Source organism: uncultured Phycicoccus sp., from assembly GCF_947495705.1.
Classification (GTDB): Bacteria; Actinomycetota; Actinomycetes; order Actinomycetales; family Dermatophilaceae; genus Phycicoccus.
Genome location: NZ_CANLZR010000016.1, coordinates 24,415 through 48,165 on the forward strand (window position 1 = coordinate 24,415; position 23,751 = coordinate 48,165).

At 72.6% G+C, this 23,751-nt stretch carries 27 protein-coding genes; 20 read left to right on the forward strand and 7 right to left on the reverse strand.

What is annotated here, in order from left to right:
* Window positions 1–79 precede the first annotated feature (79 nt).
* The 6 genes from Q0963_RS16205 (at window position 80) to Q0963_RS16230 (ending at window position 4,783) form a co-directional block, all read left to right on the forward strand.
* The gene (locus tag Q0963_RS16205) at window positions 80–274 is read left to right on the forward strand and encodes a ubiquitin-like protein Pup (protein WP_299448072.1); all 195 of its coding nucleotides are present in this window, start codon (window positions 80–82) and stop codon (window positions 272–274) included.
* Window positions 271–1,098 (forward strand): proteasome subunit beta, encoded by an 828-nt coding sequence (gene prcB, locus Q0963_RS16210; RefSeq protein ID WP_299448074.1) that lies wholly within the window; start codon window positions 271–273, stop codon window positions 1,096–1,098. The genes Q0963_RS16205 and prcB overlap by 4 nt, the downstream gene beginning before the upstream one ends.
* Complete coding sequence (prcA, locus tag Q0963_RS16215) at window positions 1,095–1,901, forward strand: proteasome subunit alpha (protein WP_299448076.1); 807 nt, start codon at window positions 1,095–1,097, stop codon at window positions 1,899–1,901. The genes prcB and prcA overlap by 4 nt, the downstream gene beginning before the upstream one ends.
* Window positions 1,898–3,280, forward strand: coding sequence for a Pup--protein ligase (gene pafA / locus Q0963_RS16220; RefSeq protein ID WP_299448078.1), 1,383 nt, complete (start codon window positions 1,898–1,900; stop codon window positions 3,278–3,280). The genes prcA and pafA overlap by 4 nt, the downstream gene beginning before the upstream one ends.
* 128 nt (window positions 3,281–3,408) lie before the next feature.
* A complete protein-coding gene (locus Q0963_RS16225; RefSeq protein ID WP_299448079.1) occupies window positions 3,409–4,362 on the forward strand; it encodes an FKBP-type peptidyl-prolyl cis-trans isomerase in 954 nt (317 codons plus the stop codon).
* 43 nt (window positions 4,363–4,405) lie between these two features.
* Window positions 4,406–4,783 (forward strand): FKBP-type peptidyl-prolyl cis-trans isomerase, encoded by a 378-nt coding sequence (locus Q0963_RS16230; RefSeq protein ID WP_299448081.1) that lies wholly within the window; start codon window positions 4,406–4,408, stop codon window positions 4,781–4,783.
* On the opposite strand, the gene Q0963_RS16235 is transcribed toward Q0963_RS16230, so the two are convergent.
* On the reverse strand, window positions 4,767–5,864 hold the full coding sequence (locus tag Q0963_RS16235) for a DUF3866 family protein (protein WP_299448083.1): 1,098 nt from the start codon (window positions 5,862–5,864) through the stop codon (window positions 4,767–4,769). The genes Q0963_RS16230 and Q0963_RS16235 overlap by 17 nt on opposite strands.
* A 36-nt stretch (window positions 5,865–5,900) precedes the next feature.
* On the opposite strand from Q0963_RS16235, the gene Q0963_RS16240 reads away from it, so the two are divergent.
* The 8 genes from Q0963_RS16240 (at window position 5,901) to Q0963_RS16275 (ending at window position 13,708) form a co-directional block, all read left to right on the forward strand.
* Complete coding sequence (locus tag Q0963_RS16240) at window positions 5,901–6,914, forward strand: YafY family protein (protein ID WP_299448085.1); 1,014 nt, start codon at window positions 5,901–5,903, stop codon at window positions 6,912–6,914.
* Window positions 6,914–7,903 carry a YafY family protein gene (locus Q0963_RS16245; protein ID WP_299448087.1) on the forward strand — a complete coding sequence of 330 codons (990 nt, stop codon included), beginning with the start codon at window positions 6,914–6,916 and terminating at the stop codon, window positions 7,901–7,903. The genes Q0963_RS16240 and Q0963_RS16245 overlap by 1 nt, the downstream gene beginning before the upstream one ends.
* Before the next feature lie 2 nt (window positions 7,904–7,905).
* Window positions 7,906–8,220 carry a hypothetical protein gene (locus Q0963_RS16250; RefSeq protein WP_299448089.1) on the forward strand — a complete coding sequence of 105 codons (315 nt, stop codon included), beginning with the start codon at window positions 7,906–7,908 and terminating at the stop codon, window positions 8,218–8,220.
* 35 nt (window positions 8,221–8,255) lie between these two features.
* On the forward strand, window positions 8,256–8,561 hold the full coding sequence (gene tatA / locus Q0963_RS16255; RefSeq protein WP_299448091.1) for a Sec-independent protein translocase subunit TatA: 306 nt from the start codon (window positions 8,256–8,258) through the stop codon (window positions 8,559–8,561).
* A 65-nt stretch (window positions 8,562–8,626) separates the two neighbouring features.
* Entirely contained in the window at window positions 8,627–9,397 is a 771-nt protein-coding gene (gene tatC / locus Q0963_RS16260; protein WP_299448092.1) for a twin-arginine translocase subunit TatC, read from the forward strand.
* Window positions 9,394–10,281, forward strand: a complete 888-nt coding sequence (locus Q0963_RS16265; RefSeq protein WP_299448093.1) for a YegS/Rv2252/BmrU family lipid kinase — start codon at window positions 9,394–9,396, stop codon at window positions 10,279–10,281. The genes tatC and Q0963_RS16265 overlap by 4 nt, the downstream gene beginning before the upstream one ends.
* A gap of 21 nt (window positions 10,282–10,302) precedes the next feature.
* Window positions 10,303–13,110 (forward strand): RNA helicase, encoded by a 2,808-nt coding sequence (locus tag Q0963_RS16270; protein WP_299448094.1) that lies wholly within the window; start codon window positions 10,303–10,305, stop codon window positions 13,108–13,110.
* Between the two features lie 46 nt (window positions 13,111–13,156).
* The gene (locus tag Q0963_RS16275; protein ID WP_299448095.1) at window positions 13,157–13,708 is read left to right on the forward strand and encodes a hypothetical protein; all 552 of its coding nucleotides are present in this window, start codon (window positions 13,157–13,159) and stop codon (window positions 13,706–13,708) included.
* A gap of 14 nt (window positions 13,709–13,722) precedes the next feature.
* On the opposite strand, the gene Q0963_RS16280 is transcribed toward Q0963_RS16275, so the two are convergent.
* Entirely contained in the window at window positions 13,723–14,667 is a 945-nt protein-coding gene (locus tag Q0963_RS16280; protein ID WP_299448096.1) for a 5'-3' exonuclease, read from the reverse strand.
* A gap of 105 nt (window positions 14,668–14,772) precedes the next feature.
* On the opposite strand from Q0963_RS16280, the gene Q0963_RS16285 reads away from it, so the two are divergent.
* The 3 genes from Q0963_RS16285 to Q0963_RS16295 are packed head-to-tail and all read left to right on the forward strand — an operon-like array spanning window position 14,773 to window position 16,620.
* Entirely contained in the window at window positions 14,773–15,615 is an 843-nt protein-coding gene (locus Q0963_RS16285; protein WP_299448097.1) for a class I SAM-dependent methyltransferase, read from the forward strand.
* A 10-nt stretch (window positions 15,616–15,625) separates the two neighbouring features.
* Window positions 15,626–16,048 (forward strand): Lrp/AsnC family transcriptional regulator, encoded by a 423-nt coding sequence (locus Q0963_RS16290; protein ID WP_299448098.1) that lies wholly within the window; start codon window positions 15,626–15,628, stop codon window positions 16,046–16,048.
* The gene (locus Q0963_RS16295; protein WP_299448099.1) at window positions 16,045–16,620 is read left to right on the forward strand and encodes a DinB family protein; all 576 of its coding nucleotides are present in this window, start codon (window positions 16,045–16,047) and stop codon (window positions 16,618–16,620) included. Before Q0963_RS16290 ends, Q0963_RS16295 begins: the two co-directional genes overlap by 4 nt.
* Window positions 16,621–16,627: 7 nt before the next feature.
* Here Q0963_RS16295 and ybaK read toward each other — a convergent pair whose 3' ends face one another.
* Together ybaK and Q0963_RS16305 are read right to left on the reverse strand one after the other, a co-directional pair.
* On the reverse strand, window positions 16,628–17,113 hold the full coding sequence (gene ybaK / locus Q0963_RS16300) for a Cys-tRNA(Pro) deacylase (protein ID WP_299448100.1): 486 nt from the start codon (window positions 17,111–17,113) through the stop codon (window positions 16,628–16,630).
* A 23-nt stretch (window positions 17,114–17,136) separates the two neighbouring features.
* Window positions 17,137–18,582 (reverse strand): KamA family radical SAM protein, encoded by a 1,446-nt coding sequence (locus Q0963_RS16305; protein WP_299448101.1) that lies wholly within the window; start codon window positions 18,580–18,582, stop codon window positions 17,137–17,139.
* A 21-nt stretch (window positions 18,583–18,603) separates the two neighbouring features.
* Here Q0963_RS16305 and Q0963_RS16310 point away from each other — a divergent pair, with 21 nt between their 5' ends.
* Window positions 18,604–19,725, forward strand: a complete 1,122-nt coding sequence (locus Q0963_RS16310) for an L-erythro-3,5-diaminohexanoate dehydrogenase (RefSeq protein ID WP_299448102.1) — start codon at window positions 18,604–18,606, stop codon at window positions 19,723–19,725.
* Between the two features lie 3 nt (window positions 19,726–19,728).
* Here the strand turns inward: Q0963_RS16310 and Q0963_RS16315 are convergent, their stop codons facing one another.
* A complete protein-coding gene (locus tag Q0963_RS16315) occupies window positions 19,729–20,121 on the reverse strand; it encodes a nitroreductase family deazaflavin-dependent oxidoreductase (RefSeq protein WP_299448103.1) in 393 nt (130 codons plus the stop codon).
* Between the two features lie 38 nt (window positions 20,122–20,159).
* Here Q0963_RS16315 and Q0963_RS16320 point away from each other — a divergent pair, with 38 nt between their 5' ends.
* A complete protein-coding gene (locus Q0963_RS16320; RefSeq protein WP_299448106.1) occupies window positions 20,160–21,713 on the forward strand; it encodes an amidohydrolase in 1,554 nt (517 codons plus the stop codon).
* 92 nt (window positions 21,714–21,805) lie between these two features.
* On the forward strand, window positions 21,806–22,666 hold the full coding sequence (locus Q0963_RS16325; RefSeq protein WP_299448108.1) for a hypothetical protein: 861 nt from the start codon (window positions 21,806–21,808) through the stop codon (window positions 22,664–22,666).
* A gap of 347 nt (window positions 22,667–23,013) precedes the next feature.
* Here the strand turns inward: Q0963_RS16325 and Q0963_RS16330 are convergent, their stop codons facing one another.
* Entirely contained in the window at window positions 23,014–23,319 is a 306-nt protein-coding gene (locus tag Q0963_RS16330; protein WP_299448110.1) for a hypothetical protein, read from the reverse strand.
* Window positions 23,320–23,482: 163 nt separating this feature from the next.
* The coding region (locus Q0963_RS16335; protein ID WP_299448112.1) for an HNH endonuclease signature motif containing protein at window positions 23,483–23,751 on the reverse strand (269 nt) is incomplete at its 5' end.

Sequence of the window (23,751 nt, forward strand, 5' to 3'; positions counted from 1 at the left end):
CCGAGTCGGGACTGCCCGCTCCTGGCACGGCTCCTCCGACTAGGCTCGGGTCACGTCCCGAACCTCAGGAGGGGTCCACATGCCCGGTCAGGAGCAGGTCAGGCCGCAGCGGCGCGACGACGGTCCGGATGACGGCGACGCCCCCGAGGCCGCGGCTGCAGCACCCGCCGCCCAGGTGAGCGAGATCGACGACATCCTCGACGAGATCGACGGCGTCCTGGAGTCCAACGCCGAGGAGTTCGTGCGCGGGTTCGTCCAGAAGGGCGGCCAGTGACCTCGGGAGCCGACTCCGGACGGCTCCCCGCGGCCTACCTCGTCCCGGGGTCGTCCTCCTTCGCCGAGTTCCTGTCGGCGCACGCACCCGCGATGCTGCCGTCCCGACGGACGCTGCCGCCGGGGGCCGCCCTCGAGGCGCCGCACGGCACGACCATCGTCGCGGTCATCTTCGACGGGGGCGTCGTCATGGCCGGTGACCGGCGGGCGACGATGGGCAACATCATCGCCAACCGCGACATGGAGAAGGTCTTCGCCACCGACGAGTACAGCCTCGTCGGCATCGCGGGCACCGCCGGGCTGGCGATCGAGCTCGTGCGGCTGTTCCAGGTCGAGCTCGAGCACTACGAGAAGATCGAGGGCACGCTGATGTCGCTCGAGGGCAAGGCCAACCGGCTCGCCTCGATGATCCGGGGCAACCTCGGGATGGCGATGCAGGGCCTGTCGGTCGTGCCGGTCTTCGCCGGCTACGACCTCGAGGAGCGCCGCGGCCGGATCTTCTCCTACGACGTCACCGGCGGCTGCTACGAGGAGCTCGACCACCACAGCGTCGGCTCCGGCTCGCTGTTCGCCCGCGGCTCGCTCAAGAAGCTGTACCGGCGCGGGCACGGCGTCGAGGACGCCGTGCGGGTGGCCGTCGAGGCCCTCTACGACGCCGCCGACGACGACTCCGCCACCGGCGGCCCCGACGTCGGGCGTCGCATCTGGCCCACCGTCGGCGTCGTCGACGTCGACGGCACCCGCTTCACCCCCGATGACGACGTCGCCGCCGTCGTCGACGCCGTCATCGCCGCGCGGGTCGACAACCCGGGAGGTGCCCGATGACCGCCGGCATGCCGTTCTACGTCTCGCCCGAGCAGCTGATGAAGGACCGGGCCGACTTCGCGCGCAAGGGCATCGCCCGCGGTCGTGCGGTCGTCGTGCTCCAGTACGACGGCGGCATCGCGTTCGTCGCCGAGAACCCCAGCCGCGCCCTGCACAAGATCTCCGAGATCTACGACCGGATCGCGTTCGCCGCTGTCGGCAAGTACCCCGAGTTCGAGAACCTCCGGGTGGCCGGGGTGCGCTACGCCGACCTGCGTGGCTACTCCTACGACCGCTCCGACGTCACCGCGCGGGGCCTGGCGAACGCGTACGCGCAGACCCTCGGCACCGTCTTCACCCAGGAGTCCAAGCCCTACGAGGTCGAGCTCGTCGTGGCCGAGGTGGGCGCCACCCCGGACACCGACCAGATCTACCGGCTGACCTACGACGGGTCGGTGGCCGACGAGCACGGGTTCGTCGCGATGGGCGGCGGCGCCGAGCAGATCGACGCGGGCCTCACCGAGGCCTGGCGCCCGGGGATGCACCTCGCCGAGGCCCTCGCCCTCGCGGTGCGCCTGCTGGCGGCGGACCCGGCCGGCGGGGAGTCGCGCAGCCTGGCCCCCGAACAGCTCGAGGTGGCGGTCCTGGACCGGCACCGGCCCCGGCGGCGCTTCCGCCGGGTCCAGGGTGAGCTCCTCGACCGGCTCCTCAGCACCGACGACCCCACGGCCGACGTCCCGGAGACCGACGAGGACGCGGCTCCCCGGCACGAGGCCACGAACCCCCAAACCCAGCGCCCGGGCCAGGACGGCGCCGCCGAGTGAGCACGCGCGGCACCCGACGGATCTTCGGGATCGAGAACGAGTACGGCATCACCTGCTCCAGCGGGGGCCAGCGCACGCTGACCCCCGACGAGGTCGCCCGGTACCTGTTCCGCAAGGTCGTCGCGTGGGGCCGGTCGAGCAACGTCTTCCTCACCAACGGCTCGCGGCTGTACCTCGACGTCGGGTCGCACCCCGAGTACGCGACGGCCGAGTGCGACTCCATCCGCCAGGTCGTCACGCACGACCGGGCGGGGGAGCGGATCGTCGAGGGGCTCGTCGCCGACGCCCAGGCCCGGCTGCACGAGGACGGGGTCGCGGGCGACATCTACGTCTTCAAGAACAACACCGACTCCGCGGGCAACTCCTACGGCTGCCACGAGAACTACCTCGTCACCCGGTCCGGCGAGTTCCAGGCCCTGTCCGAGACGCTGCTGCCGTTCCTCATCAGCCGCCAGCTGACCTGCGGAGCCGGCAAGCTCGTCACGACGAGCAAGGGCGCCACGTACGCGCTCAGCCAGCGCGCCGACCACATCTGGGAGGGCGTGTCGTCGGCGACCACCCGGAGCCGGCCGATCATCAACACCCGGGACGAGCCGCACGCCGACGCCGAGCACTACCGGCGGCTCCACGTCATCGTCGGCGACTCGAACATGGCCGAGCCGACGACGATGCTCAAGGTGGGCTCGGCCGACCTCGTCCTGCGGATGATCGAGGCGGGGGTGGTGATGCGCGACCTCACGCTGGAGAACCCGATCCGGGCGATCCGCGAGATCTCGCACGACATGACCGGCCGGCGCACGGTGCGGCTCGCGAACGGCCGTGAGCTGTCGGCCCTGGACCTGCAGCGGGAGTACCACGCGAAGGCCGCAGAGTTCGTCGCACGCGAGGGCGCCACCGACTCCCTCCACGAGCGCGTGCTCGACCTGTGGGACCGCACCCTGACCGCGGTCGAGACCGACGACCTGGGGCTCGTCGGCGGCGAGATCGACTGGGTCGTCAAGTACCGCCTCCTCGACGAGTACGCGACGCGGCACGGGCTGGACCTGGAGCACCCCCGGCTGGCCCAGATCGACCTGGCGTACCACGACATCGACCGCAGCCGTGGCCTGTTCTACCTGCTCCAGCGCCGGGGGCGGGTGGCACGGGTCGTCTCGGACCCGGAGGTGTTCGAGGCGAAGGTGCGCCCGCCGCAGACGACCCGGGCCAAGCTGCGCGGCGACTTCATCCGCGCCGCCCAGGAGCACCGCCGCGACTTCACGGTCGACTGGGTGCACCTGAAGCTCAACGACCAGGCGCAGCGGACCGTGCTGTGCAAGGACCCGTTCCTCGCCGAGGACCCCCGGGTCGACCGTCTGGTCGCCGGCATGGCCACCCCCTGACACCTGCCCGCTGACCTGCGCGGACACCGCTTCTCCCAGCCGGCGATGCGGAACTTCCCAGGGACCGCGGTTATCGTGGACAGCCGTTCGCGCCGCACCCGGCGTCCCCGACCGAAGGTGTCCACCCCGTGCCCCGTCGCCTCTCCACCCTCCTGTCCATCGCTGCCCTGAGCGGCGCCGTCGTACTCGCCGGCTGCGGCGAGGACACCGCCGGCCAGCCCGCCTCCGCGACCCTGGAGGCCATCACCGTCTCGGGCGACGACCCCACGAAGGAGCCGGAGGTCTCGGTCGAGGCTCCCGTCGAGGTCGAGCGCACCGAGTCCGAGGTCGTCACCGACGGGTCCGGCGACGAGGTGAGCGCCGACGACCTGGTGTCGATCCAGGCGGTCCTGCTCAACGCCACCGACGGCAAGGTCGTCACGAGCACCTGGGAGAACGGGCCGGTCGGCCTCGATCTCGGTGCCGAGGAGCTCTTCGCGTCGTTCAAGAGCGAGATCCCGGGCAAGAAGGTCGGGAGCCGGATGGTCATCGCCTCGACCCCGGCGGACGCCTACGGCGACACCGGCAACCAGCAGCTCGGCATCACCAAGGACGACCCGGTCATCTTCGTCGTCGACCTCGTCGGCACCTCGACGGTGCTCGACGAGGCGACCGGCACGGAGGTCGCCCCCAAGAAGGGCCTGCCGACGGTCGAGATGAACGAGGGCAAGCCGGCGACCATCACGGTCGCCAAGGACGCCAAGGCCCCCAAGGACACCGTCGTCCAGCCGCTCATCGAGGGTGAGGGCGCCAAGGTCGAGAAGGGCCAGACGGTCCGCGTCGCCTACACCGGCGCGCTGCTCCGCAACGGCGAGGTCTTCGACTCCAGCGCCAACCGGCCCGAGCAGCCGTACTTCGAGTTCGCCGTCGGTGGCGGCCAGGTCATCAAGGGCTGGGACGAGGGCATCCTCGGCCAGCCCGTCGGCAGCCGGCTGCTGCTCGTCATCCCCCCGAAGGACGGCTACGGCGACGCCGGCAGCGGTGACACGATCAAGGGTGACGACACCCTCGTCTTCGTCGTCGACATCCTCGCCGCGTACTGACCCCGGTCGTTCCCGACCACCACCGACCCCGAGGAGACACGCCATGAGCGAGCCCACCAAGCCCGAGATCGACTTCCCCGGCGAGGCGCCGCCCACCGACCTCGTCATCGAGGACATCACCGTCGGCGACGGGGCCGAGGCCACCCCGGGCAGCACGGTCTCGGCGCACTACGTCGGGGTCGCCCACTCCACGGGCGAGGAGTTCGACGCCTCGTGGAACCGCGGCGCGCCCCTGGAGTTCCGGCTCGGGGTCGGCATGGTCATCGCCGGCTGGGACGAGGGCATCACGGGGATGCGCGTCGGCGGGCGCCGCAAGCTGACCATCCCGTCCGACAAGGCCTACGGCGAGCGCGGCGCGGGTGGCGTCATCAAGCCGGGCGAGTCGCTGATCTTCGTCGTCGACCTCATGGACGTTCGCTGACCGAGGCCGCGTGGGCCCCGGCGGCCGCCGCGAGCAGGAACGGCGCCGGGTCCTCGTCGAGCCCCCGACCCATCGTCGACAACGCGACCGGGCTGCCCCGGAGCGCCTCGAGCAGGCCGTCCGCGGGCACGTCGACCGGGGTGAGCGACGCCCGGGCCGCCGTGACGAGGTCGTCGAGCTGGCGGCGCACGAGCGCGTCGAGGCCGCGGTCCGGCAGCGCCGTCACCGGCACGTCGGCGGGCGTCAGCAGGGCCCGCCCGTAGGCGGTGCGGCTGTGGTGGCTGATCCCGTGGTGCCGCTCGCGCCGGTCGGTCCCCGAGACCCGCAGCGACGCGACGCTGCGCCCGCCGAGGACGTCGACGGCGTGCAGCGCGTCGGCGGCCGCGACCCCCGAGTACCCCCAGCGGGTGCCGGTGCCGACGTTCCCCGGGCCTTGGGCGACGACGACGACGTCGGCACCGACCACGTGATGGGCCGCGAGCAGGCCGGTGTGCACCGTGACCGCCTCGTGGTCCCCACCGAAGGCCTGCCCCACCGTGAGGCACGCCTCGAGCCACCCGGCACCCCGCAGCCCGGCGACGGCACGGGAGAACGCGGCCGGCAGCGCCCCGCCGTCGGTCATGACGTAGGCCACCCGCGCCGCAGGTCGCACGGCGCGCACGCCGGCCACCACCGCCGGCAGGGCGCTGTGCAGGTCGGCGACGACGACGGGCAGTGCCTCGAGGTCGTCGGCGTCGGCGAGGGCCGCGTGGTGCGGGCTGTCCTGCTCGTCGACGGCGAGCAGCATCTGCTGGAGCGGGGTGTAGCGCGCCTTGACGATGTGCCCCGGCCCGGCCGCCGGGTCCTCGGGCAGCACGTCGGCCCGGGCGACGACGAAGGCCAAGCCGCCCGTCCCGAGACCGCGCAGCAGCGCGGAGGCGTTCAGGAGGACCCGTTCGCCCGCCGCGGGGACGCCGGTCACCGAGGTGTAGGCGAGGGCGCGCACCGTCTCGGGGCTCCCCGCGAGGGCGACGACGAGCTCGGCGGCCCCCGGCCACTGCCGGCGGTGCTCGACCACGGTCCCGGCGCGCCACTGCATCACGCCCGGCAGCGTAGCGGCCCGTGTACCGTCTGGCGGGTGAGCAGCGAGTCCGGGGGCGGTGCGCCGAGCGCGGCCCAGGTGAAGACCGAGCGACTGCTCAACCTCGTCCTGGTCCTGCTGTACACCCGGCGGCCGCTGTCCAAGGCCCAGATCCGGCAGCTCGTGCCGCAGTACGGCACCAACGCGTCCACCGAAGCCTTCGAGCGGATGTTCGAGCGCGACAAGGACGAGCTGCGCGAGCTCGGGATCCCGCTCGTCACCGAGGACATCGACGTGCTGTGGGACGACGAGCCCGGCTACCGCATCCACCAGCGCGACTACGCCCTGCCCGACATCGAGTTCGAGCCCGACGAGCTGGCCGTGCTCGGGCTCGCGAGCCGGACCTGGGCGCAGGCCTCGCTGGCCGGACCCGCCGCCCAGGCGCTGCGCAAGCTCCGCGCGGCCGGGGTCGAGCGGGACGTCGGCGCGCTCATCGGCATCGAGCCCCGGCTGCGCACCACCGAGCCGGCCTTCGACGCCGTCAAGGACGCCGTGCTGCGGCGGGTGCGGCTCCGCTTCGACTACCGGCGGGCGGAGGCGCCCGAGGCCACCTCACGGCGCGTCGAGCCGTGGTCGCTCGTGTCCTGGCACGGCCACTGGTACCTCAACGCCTACGACGAGGACCGTGCGGCGCCCCGCGTCTTCCGGCTCTCCCGCATCACCGGCCCGGTCCGGACCGCCGGGGCCCCGGGGGCCTTCGAGGTCCCGGCCGACCACGAGCCCGAGGTCATGACCCGCACGGCTGCCGCCCCCGCGGCCCAGCCGAGCCCGGCCGTACTGCGGGTCCGCCAGGGCACCGGCCACGCACTGCGTCGCCGGGCCCGCACGGTCGGCGACGTCGACGACGTCTGGTCGCTCGTCGACCTCGACTACGGCGACCTCGACGCGTTCGCCGAGGAGGTCGCGGGGTACGGCGCGGACGTGGTCGTCGAGCAGCCGCGCGAGCTCGTGGACGCCGTCCTCGGGCGGCTGCGCGGTGCCCTCACGGCCCACGGGGGAGGGGAGCGCTGATGCCGCCCGTCCCCCAGGAGACCGCCACCGCGCGGCTCGCCCGGCTGCTCACGATGGTGCCGTGGCTCGTGAACCGGCAGGGCATCGACCTCGCCCAGGCCGCCGAGGACCTCGGCGTCACGACGGGCCAGCTCGAGGCCGACCTCCGGCTGCTCTTCCTCTGCGGGTACGGGCAGCTGCCCGACGAGCTCATCGAGGCCGACTGGGAGGGCGGGCGCGTCTTCGTCGGCAACGCCGACTCCATCGCCCGCCCGCTGCGGCTCGGGGTCGACGAGGCCGTGACGCTCATCGTCGGGCTGCGGGCCCTGCGCGAGGTCCCGGGGCTCGACGAGCGGGACGCCGTCGACCGCGCGCTCGCGAAGCTGGAGTCCGCGGCCGGCGATGCCGCGGCACCGGCGAGCCGGGTCCGCGCCGAGGTCGCCGAGGGCGGCTCCCCGGAGCTGCTCGCCCGGGCCCGGCAGGCCATCGCCGACCGGCGCCGCATCCACCTGCGCTACGTCGTGCCCGCCCGCGACGAGGCCACCGAGCGTGACGTCGACCCGATGCGCGTCGTGGGGATCGACGGTCAGTGGTACCTCGAGGGCTGGTGCCACCGGGCCGAGGACACCCGGCTGTTCCGGATGGACCGCGTGGAGCAGCTCACCGTCCTCGACGTCGACGGCACGCCGCCCCCCGAGGCCAGCGAACGCGACCTGTCCGAAGGCACCTTCCGCCCGGCGCCGGACGACGTCGTCGTCACGTTGCGGCTCCTGCCCGGCGCCACGTGGGTGTCCGACTACTACCCGGTCGACTCGGTCCAGGAGGTGCCTGCCGCCGACGGTGGCGGGCAGGTGGTCACCCTGCGGACCGCCGACACCGCGTGGCTGCGGCGGCTCCTCTGGCGTCTCGGCGGACGGGGGCACGTCATCGAGCCCGCCGACGTCGTCGCCGAAGTGCGCGAGGGCGCTCACGCCGCCCTGGCCACCTACGGCCGCACCGGGGAGCGCTGAGCGTGCTGCCGTGGTGGGGCTGGGTGGCCCTGTGGGGCGTCCTCGTCCTCGGGGGCGCGCTGCTCGTCGGCCTCCGGGCGCGCACGGCCTGGCGGAGCGCGAAGGCGCTGGGCGCCGAGGTGTCCCGGGCCGGGGCTGTGCTCGCGGAGCTCGACACCCACGCCGAGCGTCTCCGCGACGCAGCCGAGTCGCGCACAGCCGTCACGCAGGACCCGCACAGCCTCCGCGAGGAGTATCGGCGACGTCGCGCCGACCAGGTCGCGACCCGCTCCGCACGCCGGGCAGCGCGGATGCCGCGCTGGGCCCGCGTAGACTGACCACCGACATCGATCTCTGAAGGAGATGGACACCCATGGGCCGCATCGGACCTACCGAGATCATCATCATCGCGGTGCTGATCATCCTCATCTTCGGCTGGAAGCGCCTGCCCGACGCGGCTCGCAGCCTGGGCCGCTCCGCCCGGGTGTTCAAGTCCGAGGTCGACGAGATGAAGAAGGACAACGAGGCCAACAAGTCGGCCGCGTCCACCGAGACCGTCCGTGGTGAGTCCATCACCCAGGACCGCGCCGTCGAGGACGTCGTCACTCCGGACGAGACCGGTAACGCCGTCCACGAGAAGTCGCCGAAGACGGACAACCAGTCCGGCCCCGTCGCCTGACGCCTCCACCGACACCCCCCTCCATGGCCCGACCGCGTCGTCGTCCTCGCGACCCCGAAGGCAGGATGACCCTCTCGGAGCACTTCCGTGAGTTCCGTCGCCGGCTCGTCTTCGCGGCGGCCGCGATCTTCGTGGCGGCGGTCGTCGCCGGTGTCTTCTACGACCGGGTCTTCGAGTTCCTCACCGACCCGTTCTACGAGTACGCCCGGGCCAACCCCGACAACGACATCAGCCTGAACTTCGGCGAGGCCACGTCCGCGCTGTCCAACCTCATCAGCCTGTCGATCTTCGTCGGGTTCATCGTCGCGAGCCCGGTCGTGCTCTACCAGGTGTGGGCGTTCATCGTCCCGGGCCTGACCCGCAAGGAGAAGCGGGTCTCGCTCGCCTTCCTCGCCGCGACGATCCCGCTGTTCCTCGCCGGGTGCGCGCTGGCGTACGCGATCCTGCCGCAGAGCCTGTCGATCCTCTACGGGCTGAGCCCCGCGGGGACCTCGAACATCCAGCAGGTGTCGATGTACTTCGCGTTCGTCACCCGCTTCATCCTCGTCTTCGGCATCGGCTTCCTCTTCCCCGTCGTGCTCGTCGGCCTCAACGTCATCGGCGTGATGCCGGCCGCGCGGCTCATCAAGGGGTGGCGCGTCGCTGTCGTCCTCATCTTCGTCTTCGCCGCCGTCGCGACCCCGACCGCCGACCCGTTCACGATGTTCGTCTTCGCCGCGCCGCTGACCCTCCTGTACTTCGGCGCCTGGCTGCTCTGCCGCTGGCTCGACAAGCGCAAGGCGGCCAAGCGTCCCGAGTGGCTCGACGTCGACGACACCGAAGCCTCGGAGCTGTGACCCGGCTCGGGCTCATCGTCAACCCGACGTCGGGGAGGAACAGTGGCCGCCGGATCGGACTGGAGGCGCTGACGCTGCTCCGGGCGGCGGGCACCGAGGTCCTCGACCTGTCCGCCGCCGACGCGCGCGGCGCCCTGGAGCACGGCCGCGCCGCCATCGCCGACCGGGCGGTGGACGCGATCGTCGTGGCCGGCGGCGACGGGATGGTCCACCTGGGGGCGAACCTGTGCGCCGGCACCGACGTCCCGCTCGGGGTGATCGCCGCCGGGACCGGCAACGACATCGCCCGTGAGCTGGGGCTGCCGGTGCGCGACGCCGCGAAGGCAGTCGAGCGCATCCTGCACGGCCGGACCCGCCCCGTCGACGCGGGACGGCTCGTCACGGCGGCGGGGGAGGAGCGCTGGTTCGCCGGGGTGCTGGCTGCCGGGTTCGACGCCGTCGTCAACGAGCGGGCGAACCAGTGGCGGTGGCCGAAGGGGCCGATGCGCTACAACCTCGCGATCATGCGCGAGCTGCCGGTGTTCCGTCCCCTCCCGTACGTCCTCACCCTCGACGGGCAGCGGATGGACACCGACGCGATGCTCGTCGCGGTCGGCAACGGGCCCGCCTACGGCGGCGGCATGCGGGTGACCCCGGACGCGGCCTTCGACGACGGGCTGTTCGACGTGCTCGTCCTGCACCGGATCCCGGTCCACGAGTTCCTCCGGGTCTTCCCGAAGGTCTTCACCGGGGCGCACACGGGTCACCCGGCCGTCGAGATCGTCCGGGCCCGGACGGTCCGGCTCGAGGCGCGCGGCATCGTGGCCTACGCCGACGGCGAGCGGTTCGCGCCGCTCCCGGTCGACCTCGAGGTCGTCCCGGGCGCGCTGTCGGTCCTGGCGTGACCCCTGACGTAGCCTGAGCCCATGCCCAGTCCCGCTGAGCGGTATGCCGCAGCCGCGGCCCGGAACCCACGGGAACGCGCAGAGCTCGGGCGCTTCACCGCCGCCCTCGACTTCCCGCTCGACGAGTTCCAGCTCCGGGCCTGCGAGGCGGTCGAGGAGGGCAAGGGCGTGCTCGTCGCGGCGCCCACCGGCGCCGGCAAGACGATCGTCGGCGAGTTCGCCGTGCACCTCGCGCTCGCGACGGGGCGCAAGGCGTTCTACACGACGCCGATCAAGGCCCTGTCGAACCAGAAGTACCACGACCTCGTCCGCACCCACGGCGCCGCGAACGTCGGCCTGCTGACGGGCGACTCCTCGGTCAACGGCGAAGCCCCGGTGGTCGTCATGACGACCGAGGTCCTCCGGAACATGATGTACGCCGGCTCGCGCACCCTCACCGGCCTGGGGTTCGTCGTCATGGACGAGGTCCACTACCTCGCCGACCGCTTCCGGGGAGCCGTCTGGGAGGAGGTCATCATCCACCTGCCGGAGTCCGTGCAGGTCGTGTCGCTGTCCGCGACGGTGAGCAACGCCGAGGAGTTCGGCGCGTGGCTGGCGGAGGTCCGCGGCAACCACGAGGTCGTCGTCTCCGAGCACCGTCCGGTCCCGCTCTTCCAGCACATGCTCGTGGGCACGACGATGTTCGACCTGTTCGCCGGCAACCGGGTCAACCCCGATCTGCTGCACGCGATCCGGGGCGCCGAACAGCTGGGCCGCTTCACCGACGACGCGCGCCGGCTCGGCGGTGCCGCGGCGGGGCGGGGCGGACGCAACCGTCGCGACCGCACGCCACCTCGCGGCCCCGGCGGCGGGCCGGGTGGGCGAGGTTTCGCACGGGGGAGCCGGCCGGCCGGGGGAGCGACCCGGGCCGAGGTCGTCGAGGACCTCGAGCGCGAGGGGCTGCTGCCCGCCATCACCTTCATCTTCAGCCGGGTCGGCTGCGAGGCCGCCGTGGGGCAGCTGCTCGCCGCGGGGACCCGGCTCGTGTCGGAGCGCGACGGCGACCGCATCCGCCGCCACGTCGAGGAGCGCGTCGGGTCCCTCGAGGACGAGGACCTCGGCATCCTCGGGTACTGGGACTTCGTCGAGGGGCTGAGCCGGGGGTTCGCCGCTCACCACGCCGGGATGCTGCCGCTGTTCCGCGAGATCGTCGAGGAGCTGTTCACCGACGGCCGGATCCGGGCCGTGTTCGCCACCGAGACCCTGGCGCTCGGGATCAACATGCCGGCCCGCACCGTCGTGCTCGAGAAGCTCGTCAAGTACAACGGCGAGGCGCACGTCGACATCACCCCGGCGGAGTACACCCAGCTCACGGGCCGCGCCGGGCGCCGCGGCATCGACGTCGAAGGGCACGCGGTCGTCCAGTGGACCCGCGGGATGGACCCGATGGCCGTCGGCGGTCTCGCCTCGACCCGCACCTACCCGCTGCGCTCGAGCTTCCGCCCCACGTACAACATGGCCGTCAACCTCGTCGGGCAGGTGGGGCGTGAGGTCGCCCGCGAGGTGCTGGAGACCTCCTTCGCCCAGTTCCAGGCCGACCGGGCCGTCGTCGGGATCGCGACCCAGCTGCGAAAGAACGAGGACGGCCTCGACGGGTACGCGGAGGCGATGCACTGCGACTACGGCGACTTCCGCGAGTACGCCCGGATCCGGCGCGAGCTGGCCGACGCCGAGAAGGACGGCCGCAAGTCGCGGGCCGCCTCCCGGCGCGCCGAGGCGGCGGTCTCGATGGAGAGGCTGCGGATCGGCGACGTCATCCGCATCCCGGCAGGCCGCCGTGCCGGGTGGGCCGTCGTCGTCCAGCCGGCGCGCGCCGCCAAGGGCACCCCGATGGGTCCGGGCGTCGTGACCGAGGACAAGCAGTTCCGTCGCCTCACCCTCGTCGACGTCCCGGAGCCGGTCGAGGCGGTGGCCCAGGTCAAGGTGCCGCCGCACTTCAACCCGAAGTCACCGAAGGCCCGGCGTGACCTCGCGACGTCGCTGCGGATCGCGACGCCACGTGGCATCGAGGATGCCCCCTCGCGCAGGGGCCGGGCCGACGTGACCGCCGCCGAGACCGCCCGGGTGGAGCACCTGCGGCGGCAGCTGAAGGACCACCCGTGCCACGAGTGCCCCCGGCGCGAGGAGCACGCCCGCTGGGCCGAGCGCTGGTGGCGGCTGAAGCGGGAGACGACCGGCCTGCAGCGGCGGGTCGAGGGCCGCACCAACACGGTGGCCCGGACCTTCGACCGGATCTGCGACGCGCTCGAGCGGCTCGGCTACCTCGCCGACGGCGGAACCGTCGTCACCGAGCGGGGTGAGCGGCTCCGCCGCCTCTACACCGAGAAGGACCTGCTCGCCGCGGAGTGCCTGCGACACGACGTGTGGAAGCGGCTCGACGCCGCCGGGCTGGCCGCCGCCGTGTCCTCCCTCGTGCACGAGCCGCGCCACGAGGAGGCCGACGTCGCCCCGCGGATGCCCACCGACGACGTCGCGGATGCGGTGAAGACCATGGAGCGGCTGTGGTCCGAGATCGAGGACCTCGAGGCCGAGCACGACCTGCCGACGACGTCGATGCCCGACGGCGGCATGGCGTGGATGGTGCACCGCTGGGCCTCGGGCGGCCGGCTCGACGACGTGCTGCGCGGCCAGGACATCGCCGCCGGCGACTTCGTCCGGCGGTGCAAGCAGCTCGTCGACCTGCTCGACCAGATCGGGGACGCCGCGACCGACACCGAGCTGCGCCGCACGGCCCGGCAGGCCGTCCGGGCGGTCATGCGCGGCGTCGTCGCCGCGGACCGCCTCGACTGAGGGCCCCTGCTTGACCCCTGTCGACGGACGGGCTGAGACTTGTTCCATGGCCTGCGGGTCGTCCCCACGCACCGGGGTCGCCGGAGCCGTCGCGCTGCTGGTGGCCGTGTCCGGCTGCGCGACCCACGGCGGGCCCCCACGGCCCCAGCACCCGGAGACGTGGCCGCCCACCAACGCCACGGAGTGCCTGCGGACGCGCCCCGTCGTCGAGTGGGAGCACCACTGGCCGGCCGCCCTCGCCGTCCGTGACTGGCGTCAGCCGGTGGAGGACGGGCGGGTCGTCGTGGTCCTGTGCGGCCTGGTGTCCGGGGCCTCGTCACCGCCGGCCGACCCGATGGTCTTCACCGTGCACGGCGACGGCGGGGTGGCGGTACCGCCGGACACGGCGGTCCAGTGGTCGGGGGAGGAGGGGCTCGTCGCGCCCATCGCCGCGACGGCCTCCGGCCCGGGGTCGCTGACCGCCGTGCTGTCACCCCCACAACCGGAGACGCGCGGCTCGGCGGCCCCTGCCCGGCGCCTGACCGTGTACGTGGTGGCGCAGGACGGGGGGCTGGTCGTCTCGGAGTGCCGGGAGCCCGCGGCCTGCCTCTGGGACTGACGCGCGATTCCGGGTCAGCCGAGCCCGAGCGCGGTGAGCAGCCGGGCCACGGGGTTCTCCAGTCCGTGGCGTGCGGCGAGCTCGTCGAGGGCCAGCCGGTCGGCGACCTCCGCCGGCAGCGCCAGGTCGACGTCCGGGACGCCGGCGTCGCGCACGACCCGGACCACCTGCGGGGCGACGTCGAGGTAGGCGGCCGCCGCCTCGAGGTTGGTGCGTCTGGCCCCCTTGATCGCCGGGTCTCCCGCGTCGACGGCGGCGCGCAGACCGGCGATCGAGCCGTACTGGGCGATGAGCGCCGCGGCCGTCTTGTCGCCGATGCCCTTGACGCCGGGAAGCCCGTCGCTGGTGTCGCCACGCAGCACGGACATCTCGAGGTAGGCCTCCCCGCTGCCCACGCCGTACTTCTCAGCCAGGTAGGCCTGGGTGACGATGTCGGGGTCGCGGACCCCGCCCTTGCCCGTGTATAGGACGCGGACGCCGTGGGCGTCGTCGACGAGCTGGAGGAGGTCGCGGTCCCCGGTGACGACGTCCACCGGCATGACGCCGAGGTGGCGCACGACGAGCGTCCCGATCACGTCGTCCGCCTCGTGATGCGCCAGGCCCAGGCGGGGGATGCCGACGGCGGCGAGGGCGTCGCGGATCAGGGGCACCTGGGGGGTGAGGTCGTCGGGGCTCTCCTCGGCGGTCGCCGAGCCCGTCGTCAGCCGGTGCGTCTTGTACGTCGGCACGAGGTCGACCCGCCACTGCGGCCGCCAGTCGTCGTCCCAGCACGCGACGAGGTGCGTCGGCCGGTGCGCGGTGACGAGCGTCGCGATCATGTCGAGGAACCCGCGCAGCGCGTTCGTCGGCGTCTCGTCGGGGCTCTTGCGCTGGTCCGGCACCCCGTAGAACGCTCGGAAGTACAGCGACGCGGAGTCCAGGAGCAGCAGCTTCGTCGGGCGACCGGGGTCCAGCGGCATGCCGTGAGCCTATGCCGTCGTGGCTCGGTGGCGACTCGCGGCGCGCAAACCGCCGTGACGCCGGCGGACGTGGTTTGCTCGGTCCGATACGACCGGGAGGAACACGTGGACTTCAGCACCGTCGACTCGGCCCTGACGGGGACGCGCTTCATGACGAGCGCGCAGGCCAGGGTCATGTACGACTTCGTCGTGGAGCACCGGCTCGCCCGGGTGCTCGAGCTCGGCTTCGCCCACGGCAAGTCGTCCTGCTACCTCGCGGCAGCGGTCGAGGAGGTCGACCCCGAGCGCGGCCACGTCACGACCATCGACCGCACCGACGCCGAGCGGCGCGACCCGAACATCTGGGAGCTCGGTCGACGCACCGGCCTGAGCGAGCGCATCACGCCCGTCATGGCGCACACGAGCTTCACCTGGGAGATGATGAAGCTGCTCCGGGAGGACCCCACGCCACGGTTCGACCTCGTGTACATCGACGGCGGCCACACCTGGGACACCACCGGCTTCGCGTTCCACCTCGCCGACCGGCTGCTCGTGCCCGGCGGCTGGATGGTCCTGGACGACCTCGACTGGACCCTCGGCGGCAGCGACTCGATGCGCGAGAAGACCTGGGTCAAGCGGCTCAGCCCCGAGGAACGGGACAGCGGGCAGGTCCGCCTCGTCTTCGAGCTGCTCATGCAGGGCGGCGGCTACGAGCAGTGCCACGAGGTGGGGAAGTGGGGTTTCGGCCGCAAGCCGGCCGGTCCGGTCACGCCGGTGGTCGGCTCGACCGCCCGGGTCCCTCGCGTGGCGCTCCCCCCGACCCACGCTCCGCGGCGGCCCCGGGACCTGCGGGACCTCGTCCGCCGCACCGTCCCCGTGGAGGTGCGCCGCTCGGTGCTGCGGGTCGCGCCCGAGTGGGCGCACCGCCTCTACCGGCGTGGCGCTGACCGGACGGGAGCCACCCACTAGGCTCACGAGCGTGGAAGACCTGGACCGGCGGATCGTCGACCTTCTGACGGAGGACGGACGGATCAGCTACACCGACCTCGGGAAGGCCCTCGGCATGTCGACGTCCGCCGTGCACCAGCGGGTTCGGCGCCTCGAGGAGCGCGGGGTGGTCAAGGGCTACACGGCCAAGGTCGACCACCGCGAGCTGGGGCGCGAGCTCACCGCGTTCATGTCGGTGACGCCCCTGGACCCGGCCGCCCCGGACGACATCCCGCAGCGCCTCCAGGACATCTCCGAGATCGAGGAGTGCCACTCGGTGGCCGGGGACGAGAACTACATCCTCAAGGTCCGGGTCGCCGCCCCCACCGACCTCGAGGAGCTCATCGGCCGCATCCGTGGCGCCGCCAACGTCTCCACCCGGACCACGGTCGTCCTGTCGACCCCGTGGGAGTGAGCATCCCGGCAGGGCTCGCCACCGACCTGCACCGCTACCTGCAGGACGCCCGCGAGGCGATGCTGCGGACGCTCGACGGCCTGTCCGAGTACGACGTCCGCCGGCCGATGACCCCGACCGGCACCAACCTGCTCGGGCTCGTCAAGCACCTCGCCGGCGTCGAGCTCGGCTACCTCAGCGAGTCGGTCGGCCTTCCCGCTCCGGCCCTGCCGTGGAACGAGGACGGCTCGGTGTGGGAAGGGGGCGACATGTGGGCCCGGGCCGACGAGAGCCGGGAGTGGGTCCTCGACCTGTACCGGGACGCCTGGCGCCGGTCGGATGCGGCCCTCGCCGAGCTCCCGCTCGATGCTCCTGCCGCCCCCGCGTGGTGGCCGGCGGAGACCCGGCAGACGACGTTCGGGCACCTCGTGGTGCGGGTGACCGCCGAGACCGCCCAGCACGCCGGTCACGCCGAGATCATCCGCGAGCTCATCGACGGCCAGGCAGGCCCTGACCGCGCCGACATGGGCGACGACGCGTACTGGGCGGGCTACGTCGCCGTCATCCAGGCCGCCGCCGACACCCACCGCTGACCGCGCGCTACCGGGCGATGTCGGCGAGCGTGCCGCCCGTGACCCGGAGCAGGTCGGCGGGGGAGAGGCCGAGGTCCAGACCCCGCCGGCCGCCGGAGACGTAGACCACGTCGAAGAGCGCGGCGGTCTCGTCGAGCACCGTCGGCAGCGCACGCTTCTGGCCCACGGGGGAGATGCCGCCGACGACGTAGCCGGTCGAGCGTTCGGCGGCGGCGGGGTCCGCCATCGTCACCTTCTTGACCCCGAGGGCGGCGGCCATCGCCTTGAGGTCGAGCTGGCCGGCCACCGGCACGATGCCGACGGCGAGCCCGGCCCCGGTGTCGACGAGGAGGGTCTTGAAGACCTGCTCAGGAGGCTGACCGAGCACCTCGGCGGCCTCGAGCCCGTAGGAGGGCGCGGCGGGGTCGTGCTCGTACGGGTGCTGGGTGAACGCGACACCCGCCGCCGTGAGGGCCACGGTGGCGGGCGTCCCGGAGGGGGCTCGGCGGGCCATGACCGCGAGCCTACGACCGGCGGTCAGCCGAGGTCGGCCGCGGAGGCCTCGCGGCTGGCGACCGCACCGGCCAGGGCCGCCTTGTGGGCGCCCTCCACGTCGGTGTTGCGCCGCCACCACTCCTGCCCGCTCTCGGGCAGGGTGTAGATCGGGTCGTAGTAGACGTACTCACGCGAGAGCGCCTCGGCGTCGTCGCCCTCGATCGAGGTCCGGTAGTTCTTCTGCCAGTACGACATGCCCTTCTCGGTGTCGTAGCTGTGCACCTGGTGCACCCAGCGCTTGCCGACGAAGGGGACGTCGCAGACGATGCGCGGCGTCGCGAACCCGGGCAGGTAGCCCATGATGTGGTGCTGCAGCTCCTGGGCCTCGGCCAGCGAGAGCCGCCAGTGCTCCGAGAACGGGATCATGTCGCACATGTAGAAGTAGTACGGGGTGATGCTCGCCTCGTCCTGGAGCGCGAAGCACAGGTCGAGCAGCTGGCTGGAGGAGTCGTTGACCCCGCGCATGAGGACGCCCTGGTTGCGCACGTCGCGCACCCCGGCGTCGAGCATCGCCCGAGCGGCCGCCGCGACGAGCGGGGTGACCGAGCCGGCGCTGTTGACGTGGGTGTGGATGGCCAGCGACACCCCCCGCGAGCGGGCCTTGGCGCTGACCCGCGCGACGCCCTCGACGACGTCGGGCTGGAGCCAGTGCTGCGGCAGCCCCATGAGCGCCTTGGTGGCGAGCCGGATGTCGCGGATGGTCTCGACGTCGAGGAGCTTGTCGAGGAAGCCCTCGAGGTTCTTCCACGGCATGTTCGCGACGTCACCGCCGGAGACGACGACGTCGCGCACGCCCGGGGTGCGCTGGAGGTAGTCGAGCATCGCGGCGTACCGGTCGACCGGCTTGCCGGCCAGCTTGAGCTTGGCGAACTGTGGGGTCGAGTTGCCGACGAGGTCCATCCGGGTGCAGTGGCCGCAGTACTGCGGGCACGTCGGGAGCATCTCGGCGAGGACCTTGGTCGGGTAGCGGTGGGTGAGGCCCTCGACCGCCCACATGTCGTGCTCGTGCAGGCTGTCGCGGGTGGCGAACGGGTGGCTGGCCCAGTCGGTGCGGCGGTCGGAGAAGACCGGGAGCATGTACCGGCGTACCGGGTCGGCGTAGAAGGCCTCGGTGTAGGCGGCGCCGGCCGCCGGCGCCGGGGTGCCGGTGCTCGGCACCATCGTGTTGAGCATCTGCGGGGGCACGAGCATCGACATCGTGGCGCGCTCGGCCTGGTCGCGCTCGAGGTCGGCGTAGAAGCGGTCCTCGAGGAGGTCGCCCATGACGTCGCGCAGCTGTCCCACGTTCTTCACGCAGTGGGCGCGCTGCCACTGCGCGCTCTCCCACTGGGCGGACGTGACGTCACGCCAGCCGGGGATCCTGGTCCAGTCGGGTTCGACGAGCTCCTGCCGCTGGTAGGCATAGGGCTGCTCGATGCTCGGTGCCATGCGTGGCAGGATACGGGATGGATGACGCCCGTGACACCTTTGGGCCGCAAGTCCTGCGGCGGCGTGTCGCTCGACAAGGAGGATTTCGTGCGCTCGACCCCCAGCTCACCTGTCGGCATCCACCGGGTGCTGGACCCGGCCGGTGCGTCGCTGCCCCAGGCCGCCCGGGTCCTGGACGCGGGGCCCGAGCTCTGGCCGGACGAGGTGCGGATCGACGTCGAGACCCTCAACCTCGACGCGGCGTCCTTCCGCCAGCTCATCGAGAAGCACGACGGCGACGGCGCGGCCGTCCGCGCGGAGGTGCTCGACATCGTCTCCGCCCGCGGGAAGATGCAGAACCCCGTGACGGGCTCCGGTGGGATGCTCGTCGGGACCGTGGCCGAGGTGGGGCCCGAGTCGCCGCTCGGTCTCGCGGAGGGGGACCGGGTCGCCACCCTGGTGTCGCTGTCGCTGACCCCCCTGACGATCACCGACGCGCTCGCCCGGTGGGACGGGCGCTCCGAGCGGGTCCCCGCCGCGGGGACGGCCGTGCTCTTCGGCCGCTCGATCGCCGCCCGGCTGCCGGAGGACCTGTCGGCCGACCTCGCCCTCATGGTCATGGACGTCTGCGGTGCCCCCGCGCTCGTGGCCCGTGTCGTCACCGAGTACCTGGAGCGGGGGAGTGCGCCCAGCGTCGCCGTCCTCGGCGCGGCCGGCAAGTCGGGCTCTCTGTCGCTGGCCGCCGCCGCCGCGTCGGGCGCCGGTCGACGGATCGGAGTCGTCCCTACGGAGGCCGAGGCCGCGCTGCTGCGGCCCACCGGGCTGGCCGACGAGGTCGTCGTCGCCGACGCCCGGTCCCCGCTGGGCCTCTCGGAGGCGGTGGCCGCGGCCGGGGGCCCGGCCGACATCACCGTCGTGTGCGTCGACGTCCCGGGCTGCGAGCAGCCGGCCGTCCTCGCGACGGCACAGGGCGGCACGATCATCTACTTCTCGATGGCGACGAGCTTCGCCGCGGCGGCGCTGGGGGCCGAGGGCCTGGCCGCCGACGTGCGGATGCTCGTCGGCAACGGCTACGTGCCCGGGCACGCCGAGTACGCCGTGGGCCTGCTACGCCGGACCCCCGCCGTGCGAGCCCTCTTCGAGTCCCGGCTCGCCGACGGCTGACGGCTACCGCCCGTGCGACCGCAGCACGGGCATCTCGACGAAGTCCTCGACGTGGGCCAGCCGGAGCACGACCCGGGCCGGTGCCGGCATCCTGGCGAGGCCGACGTCGGTCGGCAGCCGCCGTGGCGCCCCGAGCTCGAGGACCTCGCCGCGCATTCGGACGCGGCAGCCACCGGCGGCGCGGACGTTGCGGAGCCAGTCGACACCGGACCCGTACGTCAGCGCGAACGCCAGCGAGTCGCCGGACCTGAACGCGTTGAGCGGGACGCGGTAGTGCCGCCCGGTGCGGCGGCCCACGTGCTCGAGCTCGACGAAGGGGCCATGGCCCGCGACGTGGATCATCCCCTTGTTGAGCACGGCCTTGTTGAACCGCGTGACGGCGCGAGGCAACGGCATGCCAACGACGGTACGCCGCTCGACCTAGAGTGACCGGCGTGCCGACCACCCTCTACCGACGCGGACGCGTCCGGACCCCCGAACACCCCCGCGCCACGGCCCTCGTCGTCGGCGACGACGGCCGCATCGCCTGGCTCGGCGCCGAGATCGACGCGGACCGGCACCTCGGCGCGGTCGACGGCGTGGTCGACCTCGACGGCGCCCTGGTCCTGCCGGGCTTCGTCGACGCCCACGCGCACCTGTCGCACACCGGGCTCGGGATGCGCAGCGTGGACCTCGCCGGGACCCGGACGGTCACCGAGGCGCTCGACCTCGTCGCCGAGGCCGCGCGCGTGGCTCCCGGCCGCCCGGTCTTCGCCCACGGCTGGCAGGAGCAGGACTGGACCCGCGAACGGGCGATGACCTCGGTCGAGCTGGATCGCGCGAGCGGCGGCGCGGTCGTCTACGCCTCGCGGATCGACGGCCACTCGGCCGTCGTGTCCTCGGCCCTCGTGGACCTGTCCGGCGCGGCGGACCTCGACGGGTGGTCGTCGTCGGGGTTCCTCGTCCGGGCCGCGAAGAACGCGGCGCGGGCGGCCTTCGACGCCTCCCGGGCTCCTGCGGACCGGCGCTCGGACATCGAGGCCGCGCTGCGGGCCGCGGCCGCCGCCGGCATCGTCGCCGTCCACGAGTGCGGCGGCCCGCTGTTGACCTCCGCCGAGGACTTCGCGGACGTGCTCGACCTCGGTCGCCGCCCCGACCTCCCCGCGACGGTCGGCTACTGGGCCGAGGAGGTCACCGACCCCGAGCAGGCACGGGCGCTCGCGGCGCTGCACGGCGCCCACGGCCTCGGTGGCGACCTCAACATCGACGGGTCCATCGGGTCGCACACCTGCCTGCTGCGTGAGGACTACGCGGATGCACCGGGCAGCCGTGGCACCGCCTACCGGGATGTCGCCGCGGTTCGCGACCACGTGGCCGCCTGCGCCGCCGCGGGGGTGCAGAGCGGGTTCCACGTCATCGGGGACGCCGGGATGGACCTGGTGCTCGAGGGGTATGCGCAGGCCGCCGAGCTGGTCGGTGCGGAGGCCGTACGGGCGTCGCGGCCACGGCTGGAGCACGCCGAGATGGTCGACGCGGCCGGCATCGCGGTCATGGCGCGGCTCGGTGTCGGCGCGAGCGTCCAGCCCGCGTTCGACGCCTACTGGGGTGGGCGCGAGGGCATGTACGCCGAACGGCTCGGGCCCGACCGCGGCGTGGCGACGAACCCGTTGGTGGGCTTCTCCGCCGGCGGGGTCCGCCTCGGCTTCGGGTCGGACTCTCCCGTCACGCCGTTCGGCCCGTGGGCCGCGATCCGCGCGGCCGTGGAGCACCGCGACGAGTCCCAGCGGCTCGACTCCGCCACGGCGGTCGACGCGCACACCCGCGGCGGCTGGTCCCTGGCGGCCGAGGACGACGGGGGAGTGCTGCGGGTCGGGGCCCCGGCCTCGTTCGCCGCCTGGTCCGTGGCCGAGCCGGAGCCGTCCGGGCTGCCGGTGCTCGGCGGTGGCCTGCCGCTGCCGACGTGTCTGCTGACGCTGCGTGACGGCGTTGTGCTGTTCGACGGGCGTTGAGGGCGCAGCGCACCTAGCCCGGCAACCCCACCAACTCCCAATATCCCCACTGCTAGCGTGGCGCGATGGGGAACGTAGAAGGGGAAGACGGAGTGGAACCAATCACCGGGGCAGCCATCGCAAAGGCGATCGCGACGGGCGGTGAAGAAGGGGCCAAGGAAGCAGGGCGCCTCATATCGCGAGTGCTTGGGCCTTCGGCGGACGAAATCGGCGAGGCGCTCCGGAGGTTCACTGCCTATCGGGTGGGCAACGTTCAAAAGATCGCTGAGAATGCGGCGAGTAAGGGGGGCGGGGAAGAGGGACGTTCCGTTCCGCCACGGGTAGCGCGGAGCATTCTGGATGACGGGTCTTACAGCGACGATGAACTGATGGTGGAATACCTGGGCGGGGTCCTCGCTGCAGGAAGCACGCCTGGAGGCAAAGATGACCGTGCTGTCGTTTGGTCTAGTTTGCTGGCAACAATGAGCAGCCTTCAAATCCGGGCCCACTTTCTCTTGTACCGTGAGTGGGCCTGTCGTCTGGAGGGCCGGACAGACCTGAAACTGGGGCTCGACACGGAGCGGCGGAAGGTCAAGATGTTCGTGCATCTGCAGGAATTCGTCTCAGCGCTTGTGTTCGGGCATGGGGTCGAGTTCCCCGAAGCGCTGAACCACAGCATCACTGGGCTGATCCGCAGCGGTCTCCTTGAGGACAACCACGCATACGGCACGAAAGAGACTCTCGGGACGCAGAGTGGGGTCAACGACAGTCCGTACGAGACCTTACTCATGGTGGCCCCGACCGTAGCTGGATTCGAGTTGTACGGTTGGGCGCAGGGAGTCCCGGGGATGACCCCGCGCGAGTTTGTCATTTCTGCCCGCCCATTTGCGGAAGACGAAATTCCCCGACTTGCCAATGTAGCGCTGCCGCAACTGCCGGACCTGCCCAGGTCGGAAGGGCCCACCGAGACATGAGCACGACTTCACTTGAACTAGCAACACAACTCGTCCGGGACGGGCAGGGGTGGGCGTCGACCCATAGCGGCGGTCGTTGAGCGGCGGGGGAGCCGGTCAAGGGCGCTTAGCTGCGTAGAGGATCCTTGACGGGTGGGGGAGCCGTCAGAGACCGACGCGGCGGGGGAACGCGGTGCGCTCGTTAGGGCCCCGGGGCCCGGCCCGCCGACACCCCGTGCCCGCGCTCGTCCCCGACGTGTCCTGCCGCCACGGCGCCCACCGCGTTCAGAGCCCGACGGCCGCGCGGGTGTGACTGCACGCCCCGAGCCAGACGGTGACGCGGGGGTATCTGCACACCCCGGGGCCACTCAGGGCCTGACGGCTGGAGGCGGCCACCACACGGTGCGGTCATGCCAGACCCCGCCATACTCATCGACCGCGATGACGTGGAGCCGGTCGCCCTTAGCGATCATCACATGGAAGAGCCAGACCGGAAGCCAGAGCCCGAGCGTGAGGACCGACAACAGCAGGTAAAGCACATGCGGGACCTGCGATCCGGGGATGTGCAGTTGAAACTGGTAGGGGCCCAGCGGGGTGATCTGGCCTTGGACCGAAAACGTCGTCATCGCCTGTTGCAGGCGTCGCTGACGCTCGGGGTCCGGCATGGGGAGCACGAACGGTGATGCTAGCGACGGCAGCACCGCAGCGGGCCACGTTTGCGAGGATGCCCCGGCGGGAGCGCTCACCTCCCGCCTCGGTCGCGCGCCGCCCACCCGGCTCTTGGCATGAGGGCACACGAGCGAAGAGTGGGCAAGCCGACCCGGGTGCATTGTGGCGTCACACGGGCCCGGTCAGTACCTCGCGGTGGGTGGGTTCGGTGGTGCGGACGGTGCCGGTGCGGCTGGTCCAGGTGACGGTGCCGTCGTCGGTGAGGGTGGGGCGCCAGCGGCCCTGTTGTTTCATCCGGTGGTGTCGCCGGCAGAGCGCCATGAGGTTCTTGGGTGTGGTGGTGCCGGTGGGCCAGGGTCTGGTGTGGTCGAGGTCGGTGTGGTCGGCGGCTCGGGTGCAGCCCCACATCCGGCAGGTGCCGTCGCGGGTGGTGACGA

Excerpts from the sequence above, each read along its gene's own strand:
- Q0963_RS16305 (WP_299448101.1), bottom strand. The coding sequence starts at position 18,582 with ATGGCACCGAGCATCGAGCAGCCCTATGCCTACCAGCGGCAGGAGCTC.
- ybaK (WP_299448100.1), bottom strand. The coding sequence starts at position 17,113 with ATGGCCCGCCGAGCCCCCTCCGGGACGCCCGCCACCGTGGCCCTCACG.
- prcA (WP_299448076.1), top strand. The coding sequence starts at position 1,095 with ATGACCGCCGGCATGCCGTTCTACGTCTCGCCCGAGCAGCTGATGAAG.
- tatA (WP_299448091.1), top strand. The coding sequence starts at position 8,256 with ATGGGCCGCATCGGACCTACCGAGATCATCATCATCGCGGTGCTGATC.
- Q0963_RS16280 (WP_299448096.1), bottom strand. The coding sequence starts at position 14,667 with ATGCCGCTGGACCCCGGTCGCCCGACGAAGCTGCTGCTCCTGGACTCC.
- Q0963_RS16205 (WP_299448072.1), top strand. The coding sequence starts at position 80 with ATGCCCGGTCAGGAGCAGGTCAGGCCGCAGCGGCGCGACGACGGTCCG.
- Q0963_RS16270 (WP_299448094.1), top strand. The coding sequence starts at position 10,303 with ATGCCCAGTCCCGCTGAGCGGTATGCCGCAGCCGCGGCCCGGAACCCA.
- Q0963_RS16315 (WP_299448103.1), bottom strand. The coding sequence starts at position 20,121 with ATGCCGTTGCCTCGCGCCGTCACGCGGTTCAACAAGGCCGTGCTCAAC.
- Q0963_RS16230 (WP_299448081.1), top strand. The coding sequence starts at position 4,406 with ATGAGCGAGCCCACCAAGCCCGAGATCGACTTCCCCGGCGAGGCGCCG.
- tatC (WP_299448092.1), top strand. The coding sequence starts at position 8,627 with ATGACCCTCTCGGAGCACTTCCGTGAGTTCCGTCGCCGGCTCGTCTTC.
- Q0963_RS16245 (WP_299448087.1), top strand. The coding sequence starts at position 6,914 with ATGCCGCCCGTCCCCCAGGAGACCGCCACCGCGCGGCTCGCCCGGCTG.
- Q0963_RS16275 (WP_299448095.1), top strand. The coding sequence starts at position 13,157 with ATGGCCTGCGGGTCGTCCCCACGCACCGGGGTCGCCGGAGCCGTCGCG.
- Q0963_RS16310 (WP_299448102.1), top strand. The coding sequence starts at position 18,604 with ATGACGCCCGTGACACCTTTGGGCCGCAAGTCCTGCGGCGGCGTGTCG.